Raw genomic sequence first — 16,510 nt, 5'->3', positions numbered from 1 at the left:
GAAAAGGGTAAAGACGATGGCGAAAGCAGCGACCCCCAAAACGGCGGCTCCCAAGGCAGCAGCCCCGGCCAAGGCGGCACCGGCAAAGGCTCCGGCCGCAGCAGCTAAGGCGGCTCCGGCCAAGAAAGCGGCAGCGCCGACCAGGGCCGCCGCGGTAAAAACCCCGGCCGTGGCCAGCAAAGCCACCGGCATCGTCGGCAAGGTCCGGCAGGTCATCGGCGCCGTGGTCGACGTGCAGTTCGGCGATCACCTGCCGCCGATCCTGAATGCGCTCGAGACCACCAATGTCGGCAACCGCCTGGTTCTCGAAGTTGCCCAGCATCTGGGTGAAAACACCGTGCGCTGCATCGCCATGGATTCCACCGAAGGCCTGGTGCGCGGCCAGGAAGTGCGCGACACCGGCGGCCCGATCGCCGTGCCGGTCGGTCCGGGCATGCTCGGCCGCATCATCAACGTCATCGGCGAGCCGGTCGACGAAGCAGGCCCGGTCGACGCGGTCGAGTTGCGCTCGATCCACCAGCCGGCCCCGGCCTATATCGAACAGTCGACGGAAGCACAGATCCTGATCACCGGTATCAAGGTGCTCGACCTGCTCGCACCTTACGCCAAGGGCGGCAAGATCGGCCTGTTCGGCGGCGCCGGCGTCGGCAAGACGGTGCTGATCCAGGAACTGATCAACAACATCGCCAAGGCGCACGGCGGCTATTCGGTGTTCGCCGGCGTCGGCGAGCGCACTCGCGAGGGCAACGACCTCTATCACGAGTTCATCGAATCCGGCGTCAACAAGAAGGGCGGCGGCGAAGGCTCCAAGGCGGCGCTGGTCTATGGCCAGATGAACGAACCGCCGGGCGCGCGTGCCCGCGTCGGCCTGACCGGCCTGACGGTCGCCGAATATTTCCGCGATCAGGGCCAGGACGTGCTGTTCTTCGTCGATAACATCTTCCGCTTCACGCAGGCCGGTTCGGAAGTGTCGGCGCTGCTTGGCCGTATCCCGTCGGCCGTGGGCTACCAGCCCACGCTCGCCACCGACATGGGCGCCCTGCAGGAACGCATCACCACCACCACCAAGGGCTCGATCACCTCGGTGCAGGCCATCTACGTGCCGGCCGACGACTTGACCGACCCGGCGCCGGCGACCTCGTTCGCCCACCTTGACGCGACGACGACGCTCAACCGCTCGATCGCCGAAAAGGGCATCTATCCGGCCGTCGATCCGCTGGACTCGACCTCGCGCATGCTCGACCCGCTGGTGGTCGGCGAAGAGCATTATGCCGTCGCGCGCCAGGTGCAGTCGATCCTCCAGCGCTACAAGTCGCTGCAGGACATCATCGCCATCTTGGGCATGGACGAGTTGTCGGAAGAGGACAAGCAGACGGTGGCTCGCGCCCGCAAGATCGAGCGCTTCCTGTCGCAGCCCTTCTTCGTCGCCGAAGTGTTCACCGGCGCGCCGGGCAAGCTGGTCGACCTCGCCGACACCATCAAGGGCTTCAAGGGCCTCTGCAACGGCGACTACGACCACCTGCCGGAAGCCGCCTTCTACATGGTCGGCGGCATCGAGGAAGCGGTCGAGAAGGCACAGCGTCTCGCGGCTGAAGCGGCTTAATCAAGGGAATAGGGAGTAGTCAGTAGTCGGTAGTGAATGGCAGGCAGGTGACCGGGCGCAATTGCCCTTTCCCCTACTTCCCTACTCACTATTCCCTACTCGCTAAATCGACATGGCAGAAGCTTTCAAGTTCGAACTGGTCTCGCCGGAGCGCCTGCTGGTTTCCGCAGAGGTCGAGGCAGTCGTCATTCCGGGTGCGGAAGGCGAGATGACTGTCATGGCGCATCACGCACCGGTCATGACCACGATCAAGCCGGGCGTCGTCACGGTGAAGGCCGCATCGGGCGGTGAAGAGCGTTACGTCGTCTTCGGCGGTTTCGCCGACATCGTTCCGGCCGGCTGCACGCTGCTGGCGGAATCGGCTGTCGCGGTGAAGGATGTCGACCGCGCCGATCTCGCGCGCCGCATCCAGGAAGCCAGGGAAGACGCCGCCGACGCCAAGGACGATCGGTCGCGCACGAAGGCCGAACAATTCCTCAGCCAGCTCACCACGCTGGAAGGCGCCATCCTGCCGGCTTAAGGCTGGCACCAGTAGTCGACTGAAAAGCGGGGCCTTGCCTCGCTTTTTTGTTTTTAAATGCCCAATGCCGCGAAGGCCTGAGCCGGTCCGCCACGGCGCAACTGCTCGAGATGGACGGCCGCAAGGTCCATCAATCCTGGCCGTTCAGGCGCCCCGGTCGCGAAGCCGGCGAGATCGAACACTGCCGCGACGGTTTCGGCAGCGGGCAGATTCCGGTCAATGATCGCCGTCATCGGCATGTCGAGCGGGTCGGTAAAATGGCCGTCGGGCAGGGATTTGCCGCGCGCTTCGCAGGCGGTGATCCAGGCGGCAACCGCCAGCATGAGATGTCCGGGCGCGGCGCCTGAATGGAGGCGCTCGATCGCGGAGGCCATGATGCGCTGCGGCAGTTTCTGGCTGCCGTCATTGGCGATCTGCGCGGTGCGGTGGGCAAGTGCTGTGTTGGAGAAACGCTGGGCAAGCTCTGCCGTATAGCTCGCGGTGTCCAGCCCGGCATCGGTGGGCAGCGTCGGGATTGCCTCGGCCCACAGCGCATCGACAAAGCGCCTGATCGCCGGATCGGCGAAGGCGCGGTCGACGGTGGCGTGTCCGCTGAGCAGGCCGAGATAGGCAATGGCCGAATGCGCACCGTTGAGCAGTCTCAGCTTCATGTCCTCGAAGGGCCTGACATCCCCGACCATGGTGACGCCGAACTTTTCCCAGGCCGGGCGGCCTGCCGGAAAATTGTCCTCGACCACCCACTGGCGGAACGGCTCGGTCATGACCGGCCAGGCGTCGTCGACGCCGAGCTCGAGAGCGATCCGCGCCCGGTCGGCATCGGTCGTGGCCGGCACGATGCGATCGACCATGCTCGAGGGAAACGCGACCTCGTCGGCGATATGGCCGGCAAGCCTGGTAGCGCCCTTCTCACCGAGGCTGGCATCGCGCAGCGCGGCGAATTCCACCAGCAGCCTGTGTAAGGTCGCCCCGTTGGCAGGCAGGTTGTCGCAGCAGAGCACGGTGAAGGGCTGCAAGCCGGCCGCGCCACGGCGTGCAAGCGCCTCGGCCAGAAAGCCGTGCGCGGTCTTCGGCAGATGCGGGTTCGCCAGATCATGGGCGATGTCAGGGTGGGCTGCGTCGAGCCCGCCGCCGGCGGCCCGCAGATAGGCTTTCTCGGTGATGGTCAGCGTCACGATGCGGGTGCGCGGATCGGTCAGCGCGGCCAGCACGGCGGCGGGATCTTCCGGCGCCACCAGCATCGCGCCGATGGAGCCGATGACATGAAGACTTTCCTCGCCCCCGCTGCGGATCGCCAGCGTGTAGAGCCCGTCCTGCGGCGCAAGCGCATCGCGCGTGTCGGCACTGCGCAGCGACACGCCGACGATGCCCCAATCCGTCTCTCCGGCAGCCAGGCAATCGTCGACATAGGCTGCCTGGTGGGCGCGATGAAAGGCGCCGACCCCCAGATGCACGATGCCTTGCGTGACCGATGCGCGATCAAAACGCGGCACGGCGATCCTGGCCGGCAACGTCGCGATCGTATCCTTCGAAAGACGCCTGTTCATTGCTGTGCGAAGTCCCCGATTGGCCTTTGGGAGCCGCCCCGTAGGGTCGGCGAAGGAAAACGGCAGCGGCGTAACATCCACTGCCGTCCGGCACAATGGCCGGTTCCCGGGTCAAAGTCATCATACAACAATCAATTTTTTGTATGTTGACATTATTTCCTTGCGACCCTACCGATAACCCCTCATGGGGAGGATCACCGTGGCAGTGACAGATGCGGATTTGCTGCTTAGCACCGACGCGCGTCCACGCTCGCTCGCCCGCACCGGATGCTGACCGAAATGGCCAAGATTGAGCAGGGATGACGGGCTGGTGATGCGCCGGCTCTGAGCCGGCGCCTTGATTTTTGAAAAAGGGAGGAAAGTCATGTTGCATTTTTCGAAATTGACGGCGGCTACATTCGCGTTCGGCTCGCTGCTGATTGGCATCGCCAACGCGCAAACCGTGCTGCGGTCGGCCGACACGCACCCCGACGGCTATCCGACGGTCGAGGCGGTGAAATACATGGGCGAGTTGATCAAGCAGCGCACCGATGGCCGCTATTCGGTCGAGGTCTATCATTCGGCGCAGCTCGGCGAGGAGAAGGACACGATCGAGCAGACCCAGACCGGCGTCATCGACCTCAACCGTGTCTCGATGGGGCCGTTCAACGGCATCGTGCCGGAAACCGCGGTGCCGTCGCTGCCCTACATATTCCGCTCGGTCGAACATATGCGCCATGTCATGGACGGGCCGATCGGCGACGACATCCTGAAAGCTTTCGAGGCACATGACCTGGTCGGTCTGGCCTTCTACGATTCCGGCGCGCGCTCCTTCTACAACACCAAGAAGGACATCGCCTCGATCGCCGATCTGAAGGGCATGAAATTCCGCGTCATCCAGTCGGACGTGTTCGTCGACATGGTCAACGCACTGGGCGCCAACGCCACGCCAATGGCTTATGGCGAAGTCTATTCGGCACTTGAGACCGGCGTCATCGACGGCGCGGAAAACAACTGGCCGAGCTTCGAATCCGCCAAGCACTATGAGGTCGCCAAGCACTACACGCTCGACCAGCACCAGATCGTTCCGGAGGTGCTGGTGATGGCGAAGGCGAGCTGGGACAAGCTCTCGCCGGAAGACCAGGCGATCGTGCGCCAGGCGGCCAAGGACAGCGTCGTCAAGATGCGCGAACTGTGGGACGCGCAGGAGAAGAAATCCCGCGATATCGTCGAAAAGGCAGGCGTCAAGGTCAGCGAGATCGACAAGCAGCCGCTGATCGACGCGATGAAGCCGGTCTACGACAAATACCTGTCGACGCCGGCGCTGAAGGACCTCGCCGCCCGCATCCAGGCGACCAAGTGAAGTCGGCCGCGGGGCGGGCAATGCATGCCGTCCCGCGCCTTCGTGACCGGCCGGCGATCGGGAGGATCAGATGGCGATAATGACAAGCAGCGCGGCGCCGCCGCGGTTCAGCGTCGTGCTTTCGAGGATTTGCGACGGAGCGCTCTATCTGGCCGGCATCGGGCTGGTCGCCATGACCGCGCTCGTCGCCTATCAGGTCTTCTTCCGCTTCGTGCTCAATTCGTCGCCGAGCTGGACCGAAACCAGCGCCATCATGCTGATGAACTGGTTCATCTTCCTTGGCGCCGCCGTCGGCGTGCGGGAGAACTACCATATGGGGTTCGACGTGCTGCTTTATATCCTGCCGAAAGGCAGCAAGGGAGCGTTGCGCACGCTGTCCGACCTGATCGTGCTCGGCTTCGGGTTCGGCATGGTCTGGTACGGCTGCAAGCTTGTCGGCCTGACCTGGCACACCATCATCCCGGCGCTCGAGCTGCCGGGTGGCTTCGACTATCTGCCGCTGGTCGCCGGCGGCGTGCTGATCTGCCTGTTCTCGGCCGAGCGCATCGCGCTGCGCTGGTCGGGCGTCGATATCGACAAGGACATCAATCTCGAGGACGTGCCGGAGATGCCGGCGGTGCAGGAGGCCTAGATGGAGCTCTGGATCCTGTTCGGCGTCTTCACACTGCTGATGTTCGGCGGCACGCCGATCGCGTTCTGTCTTGGTGCGGCCTCCTTCGCCACCGTCCTCTATCTCGGCCTGCCGCCCCTGGTCGTGTTCCAGCAGATGAAATCGGGCATGAGCGCGTTCTCCCTGATGGCGATCCCGTTCTTCATCTATGCCGGCGATCTGATGGTGCGCGGCGGCATCGCGCAGCGCATCGTTTCCTTTGCCGGCTCCCTGGTCGGCCATGTCCGGGGCGGCCTCGGTCAGGTCAACATCATCGCCGGCACGCTGTTCGGCGGCATTTCCGGCTCGGCCGTGGCCGAGGCCGCGGCCGTCGGCGGGCTGATGATCCCGCAGATGAAGGCACGCGGCTACGGCGCCGACTATGCCGTCAACGTCACCTCGATGGCGGCGCTGATCGCGCTGCTTTTGCCGCCATCGCAGAACATGATCATCTATTCGATCGCAGGGGGCGGCAAGATTTCGATCGCCGACCTGTTCACCGCCGGCATACTACCGGGCCTTTTGTTCGCCGCCTCGCTGATGGTCACCGCCTATTTCGTCGCCCGCAGCCGCGGCTACCCGGTCGAGGCCTTCCCCGGTTTTTCGCGTGTCGGGCAGCTGGCGCTCATCGCTATTCCGGGACTGCTCTTGATCGGCATCATCTTCGGCGGCGTCCGCTCCGGAATCTTCACAGCGACGGAGAGTTCGTGCATCGCCATTCTCTACGCCTTGCTTGTTACCGTCCTCGTTTACCGTTCGATGGGCTGGAGCGATTTCGTCCACGCCACCAAGGGCGCCGTGCGCACCACTTCGATGGTGCTGTTGATCATCGGTACGGCGGCTTCTTTCAGCTGGCTGATGGCCTATCTCAAAGTGCCGGTGCTGCTGATCGCCGGCATGAATGCGATCTCCACCGATCCGCTCGTCGTGCTGCTGCTGCTCAATGTCCTGATGCTGGTGCTCGGCACCTTCATGGACATGGGACCGATGATCATCATCTGCACGCCGATCTTCCTGCCGCTGGTCACACATTATGGCGTGGATCCCGTGCATTTCGGCGTCATCACCATCCTCAATCTCGGCATCGGGCTGAACACGCCGCCGGTCGGCACGGTGCAGTTCGTCGCCTGCGCCGTCGGCAAGATCACGGTCTGGGAAGCGATGCGCTCGATCTGGCCGTTCTATGGCGCCGGTATCGTCGTTCTCGGGCTGGTGACGTATATTCCGGCCATCTCGCTCTGGTTGCCGAGCGTGTTCAAGTAGAGGACGACATGGCATTGGATAGCGCAACCGACCTCAGGGTCGAGAGAAAACCCAAACTGTCGGAAACCGTCGTCGCGGCAATTCGCAGGCAGCTTCAGGCAGGCGAGATCCTGCCCGGCCACAAACTGCCGACCGAGGGCCAGTTGACCGAAACCTTCGGCGTCAGCCGCACCGTCATCCGCGAAGCCCTGGCCAAGCTCGCCGCCGATGGCCTGGTCGAGCCGCGGCAGGGCGCCGGCGTCTTCGTCACAGAGCACATCTCGACGATGTTCGGGGCGCTCGCGGCCGATATGGGCAGCAAGGATTCGATCGCACTCAACGTGCTCGAAGTGCGGCTCGCCATCGAGATCGAATCGGCCGGGCTCGCCGCTATCCGCCGCAACGCGGCCCAGGAGGCGGCGATCCAGGAAGCCTTCTTCGAGTTCGAGCGGCTGTTGCTCGCCAGCGAGCCGACCGGTCCGGCCGATCTCGCCTTCCATCGCGCCATCGCCAGCGCCACCAATAACCCGTTCTATGTCGAGATGCTCGACGTGCTCGGCCGGCGCGCCATTCCGTGCGATGTGACCTCGCCCTGGTCGACCGAGCTTGTGCAGTCCGACAGCTATCAGCGCGGGCTGCAGCGTGAGCACCTGGTGATCCTGAACGCGATCACATCGGGCGATGCCGAAGCCGCGCGCGAGGCGATGCGCACGCATCTCTCGGCCAGCCAGCAGCGCTATCGCGAGCGCCTGCACGCGCGGCAGGTCTATTATTCCGACTCGGTCAAGGCGGCCGGCGAATGATCCATCTCAAGTCAGGACAGCAATGAGCCAGAACCATACCGACTACACATCGCGCTTCGCCATCGACCCTGCCGCCGCCGCGGCCATGGGGACCGACGAGTTGCGCCACAATTTCCACATCGAAGACCTGTTCCAGCCCGGCCGCGTCGGCCTGACCTACACACATTACGACCGCATGATCGTCGGCGGCGCGATGCCGGCCGGCGCGCCGCTTCGGCTGGAGGCAATCAAGCCGACCGGAACGAAAGGCTTTCTCGAGCGCCGCGAGTTGATCGCCGTCAATATCGGCGGCGCCGGCACGATCGAAGCCGGCGGCCAGTTCCATGAGCTGCAGGCGCGAGACATGCTCTATCTCGGCATGGGCACGCAGGATGTGTCATTCGCCTCAGTCGACAAGGCGGCGCCGGCGAAGTTCTATCTGCTCAGCGCGCCGGCGCATCAAACCTTTCCCAACCGGCTGATCCGCATCGGTGACGCCAGGCGTCTCGATCTCGGCAGCAAGGAGGCCTGCAATGAACGCTCGATCTTCCAGTTCATCCATGCCGACGGGGCCAGGACCTGCCAGCTCGTCGTCGGGATGACGCAACTCGCGCCGGGCTCCATCTGGAACACCATGCCGTGCCATGTGCACGACCGGCGCATGGAGGCCTATCTCTATTTCGACCTGCCGGAGGCGGCGCGCGTCTTCCATTTCATGGGCGAGCCGGACGAGACCCGACACATCGTCATGCGCAACGAGGAGGCCGTGCTGTCGCCGGGCTGGTCTATCCATTCAGGCGCCGGCACCTCCAGCTATGCCTTCATCTGGGCGATGGCCGGCGACAATGTCGACTATACCGATGTCGATCCGGTGGCGATGGAAGATCTGCGGTGAGCGATCTTTCCGCCTTCAGCCTGACCGGCCGGCGCATCCTCGTCACCGGCGCCAACACCGGCATCGGCCAGGGCATTGCCGTCTCGATCGCGCGCGCCGGCGGCACGGTCGTCGGTGTCGGCCGTTCCTCGATGGATGAGACGGCCGCAAGGATCGCCGCGGCGGGCGGGCGGTTCGAGGCGGTCGCGGCCGACCTTGCCGACACATCTGCCGCAGGTCCGATGCTGGAGCGCGTGTGGGACGAAAGCGGGCCGCTCGACGGGCTGGTCAACAATGCCGGCATCATCCGGCGCGCCGATGCAATCGACCTTTCTGAGGCCGATTGGGACGAGGTGCTCGACCTCAACCTGAAAACGGCTTTTCTGCTCTGCCAAGGCTTTGCCAGGCGCGTCCTTGCCGGCGGACGCAAAGGCAAGATCGTCAACATCGCCTCGGTGCTGAGTTTCCAGGGCGGCATTCGCGTCGCGTCCTACGCCGCCTCGAAGCACGGCGTGCTCGGCATCACCCGGCTGCTCGCCTGCGAATGGGCAGCGAAAGGCATCAACGTCAACGGCATCGCGCCGGGCTATATCGAAACCAACAATACGCAGGCGCTGCGCGCCGATCCCGACCGTAGCGCCTCGATCCTGGCGCGCATCCCGGCCGGCCGCTGGGGCCGGCCGGAAGATATTGGCGATGCGGCGGCCTTCCTGCTGGCGCCGGCGTCGGACTATATGCATGGCGCGATGGTGCCGGTGGACGGCGGCTGGCTGGCGCGGTGAGTATCTGTCTCGACGAGGATATTGGGATGAGCGAAACGAAAATCTTCTCGCAGGCCGGCGCGGGCGCCTGGACGGCGACGCCGGACGGCAACGGGCGGCGCGTTCTCCTGCACACGGATGAACTGATGATGGTCGAGTTCGCCTTCGACAAGGGCGGCGTCGGCGCCCTGCATTCGCATCCGCATGTACAGGCAAGCTACGTCGCCGAAGGCCGCTTCGAGGTGACCATCGACGGCCGGACCGAAATCATCGAGACAGGCGGCAGCTTCATCGTGCCGTCCGGCCTGGTGCATGGCGTCAAGGCGCTCGAAGCCGGCCGGCTGGTCGACAGCTTTACGCCGCACCGCGCCGATTTCCTCGCCTGAGGGCCGGCCATGCGATGAGCGATGGACGCTCGTTTCGGCGCGCTGTTTCCAAATGAAAAACCCGCGCCTCCGCGGGTCTGTTGCCTGGGCGCTTGCGCGCCGCGGTACTCGAAACGTGGCCGCAGGAGATGGAGCCTGCCGAATCATGGTGAAGATAGGCTTAACGCGCGGACCATGTGATTGCGCCGGCATGTGATCGCGTCGCTGGCGGCGGGGGCGGTGCACGGCGTTCAAGTCATGTGCCTGAGCAGGCCGAAAAGCCGTTCGAAGGTCTTGCCGTAGGGCGGACGCAGAAGGCTTCCCGCGCTCAAGCGCGACTGCAGGAAAACCGGCTTCTCCTTGCTGAAGGTGCGAAAGCCCCATTCCCCGTGATAGGCGCCCATGCCGCTGGCGCCGACGCCGCCGAAGGGTTGGTTCTCCTGCACCAGATGCAGCATGCAATCGTTGATGGTGACGCCGCCGGCGATGGTCTCGTGCAGGATGCGTTGCCGGTTGCCGCCGTCTCGCCCGAACCAGTAGAGCGCCAGCGGCCGGTCGGCCCGGTTGACATGGGCGATGGCGTCGTCGATCCCGGCATATTCGAGGATCGGCAGCACCGGCCCGAAAATCTCCTCGCGCATCAGCCGCAGGTCGGGATCGGCGTTCCTGACCAGGGTCGGCGGCAATTTGCGGCCTGTGGCGCCGAACGCCTCGCCGGCCGGGTTGATTTCGGTGACATCGGCGCCGGCGTCGCGGGCTTCCGCGATCATGGCCCGCAGGCGCTGATAATGTCGGTCGCTGACGATGGCGGTATAGTCCGGATTGTCGCGCAGGCTGGGGTAGAGCTTCGCCATAGCCGCCGCGAGTTTCTCTGCCACGATGCCTGACTGTCCCTTGGGCACCAGCAGGTAGTCCGGCGCGATGCAGGTCTGCCCGGCATTGAGGAGCTTGCCATAGGCGACGCTGGCCGCCGCCGCATCGAGGTCGCATGAGGGGTCGAAGATCGCCGGCGACTTGCCGCCGAGTTCCAGCGTAACCGGGGTCAGGTTGGCCGCGGCGGCCAGTGCGACCTGGCGGCCGACGGCCGTCGAACCGGTGAACAGCAGGTGATCGAAAGGCATCGACACGAAAGCCTTGCCGACCTCCGCGTCGCCGGTGATGACGCCGAGTTCGTCCGGTGCGAAATGCTCGGCGGCCAGGCGCGCCAGCAGCGCTGAAAAGGCGGGCGTAAATTCGGAGGGTTTGACCAGCACGCGATTGCCGGCGGCGAGCGCCGCGGTGACCGGCGCGACGGCGAGCTGGAAAGGATAATTCCAGGGCGATACGATGCCGACGACACCGAGCGGCTGCGCGACGAGCCGGTTCCTGCCCGGCAGGAACGGCAAGGTGGTGGCGACGCGGCGTTCCCGCATCCAGCCTTTCAGGTGAGACAGTGCGTGGCGGATGCCGGCCCGCACCACGAACAGTTCGGCAAGGCGGGTCTCATGAGCCGAGCGGCCGCCGAAGTCGGTGTCGATTGCCGCGCAGATGTCGGCCTCATGCTTTTCCGTGAGCGCCAGCAGCCGGGCGAGGCGATCCTTGCGGAGATCGAGGCCCGGAAAGGGCTGCGCCTCGAATGCGGCGCGCTGCTGCTTGAAGCGTTCGCCGAGAGCATCCTGTCTGGTCTGCAGCATCGCTCCCTCCCTGGTCGTCCCGGGCAAGCTTACATCGCAGCGCGTGAGGGAATCCAGCAGGGGTGCTGATGTCGCAGGGGAAGGTACGAATTGGAGCCGGTGGACATGCCACCCCGCGCATCCGCGGATAGCGTTCCGGCGATCTTCGCTTTAAGAACGTTGCCTCAGCCAAACGGGGACCATTGCGAGATGCCAATATCGACGGCGAGCGTTCCGCCGGATGCACCAGACCGCAAGCAACGCGTGCTGAAGGACGTGTTCGGCTTCGACGATTTTCGTCCCGGCCAGGCCGAAATCATGGACGCGCTGCTGGGCGGACGCCATGTGCTGGCCGTCATGCCGACGGGTGCGGGCAAATCGCTCTGCTACCAGGTTCCGGCGCTGGTCCTGGGCGGCCTTGCGATCGTCGTCTCGCCGCTGGTGGCGCTGATGCAGGATCAGGTCGCGGCGTTGCGCCTTGCCGGCGTGGCAGCCGATACGATCAACTCCTCGATCGAGCGCGAGGCCAATGTGGCGGCATGGCGCCGTGTCGCCTCCGGCCAGACGCGCCTGCTCTACCTCGCGCCGGAGCGGCTGATGACGGAGCGGATGCTCGAGGCGCTGGCCAAGCTCGACGTCAGCCTGATCGCCGTCGACGAGGCGCATTGCATCTCGCAATGGGGCCCGGCGTTCCGGCGCGAATATGAGGATCTGTCGCGGCTGCGCTCCATCTTCCCGCGAGTGCCGATCATCGCGCTGACGGCGACGGCGGACGAGGCTACCCGCACCGATATCGAAGCGCGTCTGTTTGCCGGGCGCGCCGAAACCGTGGTGCTGGGTTTCGACCGGCCGAACATCAAGCTTGCCCTCGAGGCCAAGCAGGACAGCAAGCGCCAGTTGCTGCGCTTCGTCCAGCGTCACGCGGGCAAAAGCGGCATCGTCTACTGCCTGTCGCGCAAGAAGACCGAGGAGATGGCGGCTTTTCTCGAGAAGAACGGCGTGACCGCGCTCGCCTATCACGCCGGGATGAGCAAGGAGGCGCGTGAGGCGAACCAAAACGCTTTCATGACGCTCTCCGGCGTCGTCATGGTGGCGACCATCGCCTTCGGCATGGGCATCGACAAGCCCGACGTCGCCTATGTCTTCCACACCGACCTGCCGGGCAGCCTCGAAGCCTACTATCAGGAGATCGGCCGCGCCGGCCGCGACGGGCGGGCAGCCGAGGCGCATATGCTTTACGGGCTCGGCGATATCCGCATGCGGCGCCTGTTCATCGACGACGAAGAATCATCACCTGAACACAAGAAGCGCGGGCATCGCCGGCTCGATACGTTGATCGGCTATTGCGAGGCGGTACAGTGCCGCCGGCAGATCCTGCTCGGCTATTTCGGCGAACAGGCAGCGCCCTGCGGCAATTGCGACAACTGCCTCGACCAGGCGCCGCGCGCCGATGGCGGAGCGGAAGCGCGGATCATCCTGACGGCAGTCGCGCAGACCGGCGAGCGCTTCGGCGCCGCCCATGTCATTGACATCCTGCTCGGCCACGAGACCGAGAAAGTACTGGCGAGAGGCCATCAAACGCTGACCAGTTTCCGGGCCGGCGCGGCGTATAGGAAAACGGTCTGGCTGTCGCTTATCCGGCAACTGGTCGCCGGCGGGTTCCTTGTGCCGGATCCGGACGGCCATGGCGGCCTCGCCATTTCCGAAAGCGGCCGCGCCCTCGGGCGCGGCGAGGTTGCGTTCCATTATCGCGTCGAGATGCGGGACCCTCTCGCGCGCGGCAGGAAGCGTTCCGGGGAAAGCTCCGCCGCCAGCGCCGAGGGTGTGGATGCATCGCTGCTGGGCGCGCTCAAGGCGCTGCGGCTGCGGCTGGCCAAGGAGCGGCAGGTGCCGGCCTATGTCGTGTTCTCGGACCGCACGCTGATCGACATGGCCGAACGCCGCCCGCGCGACCTCGACGCCTTCGCCGAGGTGAATGGCGTGGGAGCGGCGAAGCTTAGGGAATTCGGGGAGATTTTTCTCGCCGCGATTGCCGGGCATCATCCGAATTGAGCTGAACCGGTCGACGCGTCACGCACAGGCTACAGCGGCCATCCAGACAGAAGTGCCTTCGTGACGTCACCTCGCTGTCTGAGCTGATCAATATGGCACCGTCTGCTTTTCGGTGCCGCTTGCCGTGGCGGCTGGTGCGTTCGTCGCGTCAATGATCGACTTCCTTCGTTCCGGCGAGATCACGGAAGACCGTGCGCCAGAACGATAACCATCCTCTCGACTGTCTTCCATGCCTTGACACTGGTGCTAGATTGGCAGTCGTCAAGGCAGGCACCGCCCTGACGAACGACGAAAGGGAGGCAACAACCAATGCAAATCCGAGCCGATACCTTGATAATAGCAGCGGCTATTCTGTTGGGCAGTGGAATGCTCGCCAGGACGCAAGCTCCGCTGGCGGCGTCGCCAGCCGATTGGTTAGTGGCACCCGGCGACGGTATGATGGTGTTCAATTCCGCGTCGAGGAAAGCCTATCATTGCGCAATGATATCAGGCACTGGAAAAGCGCCTTTTGTGAGCTGCTACGCCCCAGCTACGCTGCCCTAACAGCGGGGTTGCTTCGATCAGTACCCGCGCTGCCTCCGTTGCTCGTCGCTGACTGGCGCTGTCACGCGGCCCGCCTGGACGAGCAGACGACTGAGTAGGCGACGCTGTGTCGGCGTCAGCCTGTCAACTGCTTGGCGAGCTTGCCAGTACCGTAAGCCGCCGAGCCTACCAGACGCGGCGAGACCGTCGAAATGGGGGCAGTCAGTGCGCAGTGCGCAACGGCCGTCGCCGTGCCCGCCCTATAGACCTGCATCGCCGCTTGGACGGCGCTTTTCGTGTCGACCAGGTCCGAAATCGTTCAATCAGTCCTGGCTGTGCTTGCAGCCTATGGGTGGGAGGACTTGATCCCGGCTTTAGCTGGTCGGCCCGGCGCGAGGGAAGAACAAATCGAGGCGGACGCAACCGTTATCGAGATTTCGGACTGGCCAAATGGCCGTCCGACGGTTGGAACAAATTAGGCTCGTGCGTGACCTGTTCGCCAAGCTCCCGGCGCCGGCGCATTTGGATGATGTTTCCTTATCGTTCGATGGCAGGAACACCAGCAAGCGCAGCGGACGTGTGGCCCAGGTTTTGGAAACGCTGGTTGCGACCGGACTGGCGAGAGAGGACGCAGCTGGTGGCCGCGCCCGCTATTTCGTGCCTCGATGACCCGTGGGTTTCGGCACCGGGCTCGCTGGCGAAGCTTATCGTCAGATGATTACACGGCAATCCCGATGCCAGACAATTACAGCGCCGCAGGAGCTCAGGGCTGCACGCACTCCCCCGGTGCGGCTGCTTCGCTTTAGCAAACGTTTATGGCTGGGCGGGAAAAGCCAAATAAGGTAAGGAAATCAATTCGGACTGGCGGAGAGGGAGGGATTCGAACCCCCGATGGGCTTGCACCCATGCCGCATTTCGAGTGCGGTGCATTCGACCACTCTGCCACCTCTCCGCGGTCATGGTCGGCCGTTGCCGGCGCGGCGCACTAGATAACGGCTGAACGGGCAGGTTACAAGGCCAAATCCGCCGGAAAGTCAGCTTGCGTCAGAGGCTGGCCCGGAGCGACGCGGTCCCGACCGCGGTAGACGATGCCAGCCACTTCGCCGGCCAGCAATCCGGCCAAGATTTCGAACTCGGGTTAACGAGGCCTGAGGACGCCGGTCCGGCGGTGCCGGCGACCTCCTGATAGGAATTTTTTCTTGACGGGGTGAAGGCAACTATGGTAGAGATCTGGTTATGGTGCTGAGTTGCGCCAGGGACCCGCCGCACAGGCGGGTTTTTCCGTTCAAGGCTCCATCAACAGCGCGCCGACGAAAGCTCCGAAGGAACCCGTTAGCCCGGATTCGTTGCCCTGAGAATCTGGCCGTTTGCCTTGACTCGCAACAAACCTTCGGTTAGGGACAGCGCGCAATCGGCGTGGAGGGTTCTTCCGCGCCGCTTGTTTTTTGAACCCGCAGACTGACAAAAAGACGGCCGAACCGCCACAGGCGGTTCATCGAGGCCGACCGAACAGCGAAAGGCAAAAAATGTTCGCAGTCATCAAAACGGGCGGCAAGCAGTATCGCGTCGCCGCCAACGATCTCCTGAAGATCGAAAAAGTCGAAGCCAATGTCGGCGATATCGTCGAGATCGGCCACGTGCTCGCGCATGGCGAGGGCGAGAATGTCACGTTCGGCGCACCGTTCGTCGACGGCGCGGTTGTCACCGCCGAGGTCGTCGAGCAGGGCAAGAACCGCACGGTCATCGCCTTCAAGAAGCGCCGCCGCCAGAATTCGCGCCGCAAGATCGGCCATCGCCAGTTGCTGACCACGGTCAGGATCTCCGAGATCCTGCTGGGTGGCGCCAAGCCGGCCAAGAAGGCCGCTGCCAAGGCCGAGGTAGCCGCCGACGCGGCGCCGAAGGAAGCCAAGGCCAAGAAGGACGCCCCGAAGGAAGAGGCAAAGGCCGAGACCGCGGCAGCGCCGCTGTTCAAGGCGCCGAAGGGCGAGCCGGACGATCTGACCGTGATCAAGGGCATCGGCCCGGTCGCCGCCAAGGATCTCAACGAACAGGGCATCATCACCTTCGCGCAGCTCGCCAAGCTGACCGAGAAGGATGTGGCCAAGATCGACGAGAACATGCCGTTCAGCGCCGACCAGATCAAGGACTGGCGCGAGCAGGCCAAGGAACTGGCGAAGAAGTAAGGCGAACCGGCGCGAAACGTCGCCGGATCGGACTTGAAACGGAACGCGAACGCGTTCATAAGACCATTCAAGCGCCCCTGGGCGCATCGGAGTTAGTTAGATGGCACACAAGAAAGCTGGCGGCTCGTCGCGCAACGGTCGCGACTCGCATTCCAAGCGTCTGGGCGTGAAGAAGTTCGGCGGCGAAGCCGTCATCCCGGGCAACATCATCATTCGTCAACGCGGCACCACCTGGCATCCCGGCGTCAATGTCGGCATGGGTACCGACCATACGCTTTTCGCGCTCGAAGCCGGCGCCGTGACGTTCAACAAAAAAGCCAACGGCCGAACCTACGTATCGGTCAACCCGATTACCAAAGCAGCGGAGTAGCCGGTTCCGCGCCACAACACCGGCAGCCCATCTCGGGAACCGGTGTCTG

14 protein-coding genes and 1 tRNA gene are annotated in these 16,510 nt (G+C 64.3%); 12 read left to right on the top strand and 3 right to left on the bottom strand.

The window, feature by feature from the left end; translation table 11 throughout:
- Positions 1-16: 16 nt before the first annotated feature.
- Positions 17-1,603: a F0F1 ATP synthase subunit beta gene (atpD, locus tag FJ940_RS00770; protein ID WP_181165201.1), complete on the top strand. Its 1,587-nt coding sequence runs from the start codon at positions 17-19 to the stop codon at positions 1,601-1,603.
- 112 nt (positions 1,604-1,715) lie between these two features.
- Complete coding sequence (locus FJ940_RS00765) at positions 1,716-2,123, top strand: F0F1 ATP synthase subunit epsilon (RefSeq protein WP_140492977.1); 408 nt, start codon at positions 1,716-1,718, stop codon at positions 2,121-2,123.
- A gap of 53 nt (positions 2,124-2,176) precedes the next feature.
- On the opposite strand, the gene FJ940_RS00760 is transcribed toward FJ940_RS00765, so the two are convergent.
- Positions 2,177-3,667: a mannitol dehydrogenase family protein gene (locus tag FJ940_RS00760; RefSeq protein WP_140654854.1), complete on the bottom strand. Its 1,491-nt coding sequence runs from the start codon at positions 3,665-3,667 to the stop codon at positions 2,177-2,179.
- A gap of 364 nt (positions 3,668-4,031) precedes the next feature.
- On the opposite strand from FJ940_RS00760, the gene FJ940_RS00755 reads away from it, so the two are divergent.
- The 7 genes from FJ940_RS00755 to FJ940_RS00725 all read left to right on the top strand — a co-directional run bounded on the left by FJ940_RS00755 (position 4,032) and on the right by FJ940_RS00725 (position 9,703).
- Entirely contained in the window at positions 4,032-5,009 is a 978-nt protein-coding gene (locus tag FJ940_RS00755; protein WP_140654851.1) for a TRAP transporter substrate-binding protein, read from the top strand.
- A gap of 79 nt (positions 5,010-5,088) precedes the next feature.
- Positions 5,089-5,640 carry a TRAP transporter small permease gene (locus FJ940_RS00750; protein ID WP_140550947.1) on the top strand — a complete coding sequence of 184 codons (552 nt, stop codon included), beginning with the start codon at positions 5,089-5,091 and terminating at the stop codon, positions 5,638-5,640.
- Positions 5,641-6,921, top strand: a complete 1,281-nt coding sequence (locus FJ940_RS00745) for a TRAP transporter large permease (protein ID WP_140560745.1) — start codon at positions 5,641-5,643, stop codon at positions 6,919-6,921. It begins immediately after the preceding gene.
- 8 nt (positions 6,922-6,929) lie between these two features.
- Positions 6,930-7,703 carry a FadR/GntR family transcriptional regulator gene (locus tag FJ940_RS00740; RefSeq protein ID WP_140649927.1) on the top strand — a complete coding sequence of 258 codons (774 nt, stop codon included), beginning with the start codon at positions 6,930-6,932 and terminating at the stop codon, positions 7,701-7,703.
- A gap of 22 nt (positions 7,704-7,725) precedes the next feature.
- Entirely contained in the window at positions 7,726-8,577 is an 852-nt protein-coding gene (gene kduI, locus FJ940_RS00735) for a 5-dehydro-4-deoxy-D-glucuronate isomerase (RefSeq protein WP_140649928.1), read from the top strand.
- A complete protein-coding gene (kduD, locus tag FJ940_RS00730; RefSeq protein WP_140649929.1) occupies positions 8,574-9,338 on the top strand; it encodes a 2-dehydro-3-deoxy-D-gluconate 5-dehydrogenase KduD in 765 nt (254 codons plus the stop codon). The genes kduI and kduD overlap by 4 nt, the downstream gene beginning before the upstream one ends.
- 26 nt (positions 9,339-9,364) lie before the next feature.
- The gene (locus FJ940_RS00725; protein WP_140654850.1) at positions 9,365-9,703 is read left to right on the top strand and encodes a cupin domain-containing protein; all 339 of its coding nucleotides are present in this window, start codon (positions 9,365-9,367) and stop codon (positions 9,701-9,703) included.
- Positions 9,704-9,933: 230 nt separating this feature from the next.
- Here FJ940_RS00725 and FJ940_RS00720 read toward each other — a convergent pair whose 3' ends face one another.
- Positions 9,934-11,355 carry a coniferyl aldehyde dehydrogenase gene (locus FJ940_RS00720; RefSeq protein ID WP_140654847.1) on the bottom strand — a complete coding sequence of 474 codons (1,422 nt, stop codon included), beginning with the start codon at positions 11,353-11,355 and terminating at the stop codon, positions 9,934-9,936.
- Positions 11,356-11,544: 189 nt separating this feature from the next.
- Here FJ940_RS00720 and recQ point away from each other — a divergent pair, with 189 nt between their 5' ends.
- A complete protein-coding gene (recQ, locus tag FJ940_RS00715; RefSeq protein ID WP_140654845.1) occupies positions 11,545-13,386 on the top strand; it encodes a DNA helicase RecQ in 1,842 nt (613 codons plus the stop codon).
- A 1,384-nt stretch (positions 13,387-14,770) separates the two neighbouring features.
- On the opposite strand, the gene FJ940_RS00710 is transcribed toward recQ, so the two are convergent.
- Positions 14,771-14,860 (bottom strand) — tRNA-Ser (locus FJ940_RS00710).
- A gap of 574 nt (positions 14,861-15,434) precedes the next feature.
- On the opposite strand from FJ940_RS00710, the gene FJ940_RS00705 reads away from it, so the two are divergent.
- Complete coding sequence (locus FJ940_RS00705; RefSeq protein WP_140566774.1) at positions 15,435-16,091, top strand: 50S ribosomal protein L21; 657 nt, start codon at positions 15,435-15,437, stop codon at positions 16,089-16,091.
- A 100-nt stretch (positions 16,092-16,191) separates the two neighbouring features.
- Positions 16,192-16,461 (top strand): 50S ribosomal protein L27, encoded by a 270-nt coding sequence (rpmA, locus tag FJ940_RS00700; protein ID WP_140493012.1) that lies wholly within the window; start codon positions 16,192-16,194, stop codon positions 16,459-16,461.
- Positions 16,462-16,510 lie beyond the last annotated feature (49 nt).

Origin of the sequence: Mesorhizobium sp. B2-3-7 (genome assembly GCF_006442695.1) — a bacterium.
Lineage (GTDB): Bacteria > Pseudomonadota > Alphaproteobacteria > Rhizobiales > Rhizobiaceae > Mesorhizobium.
This window is presented reverse-complemented; position numbering and strand designations above follow the sequence as displayed.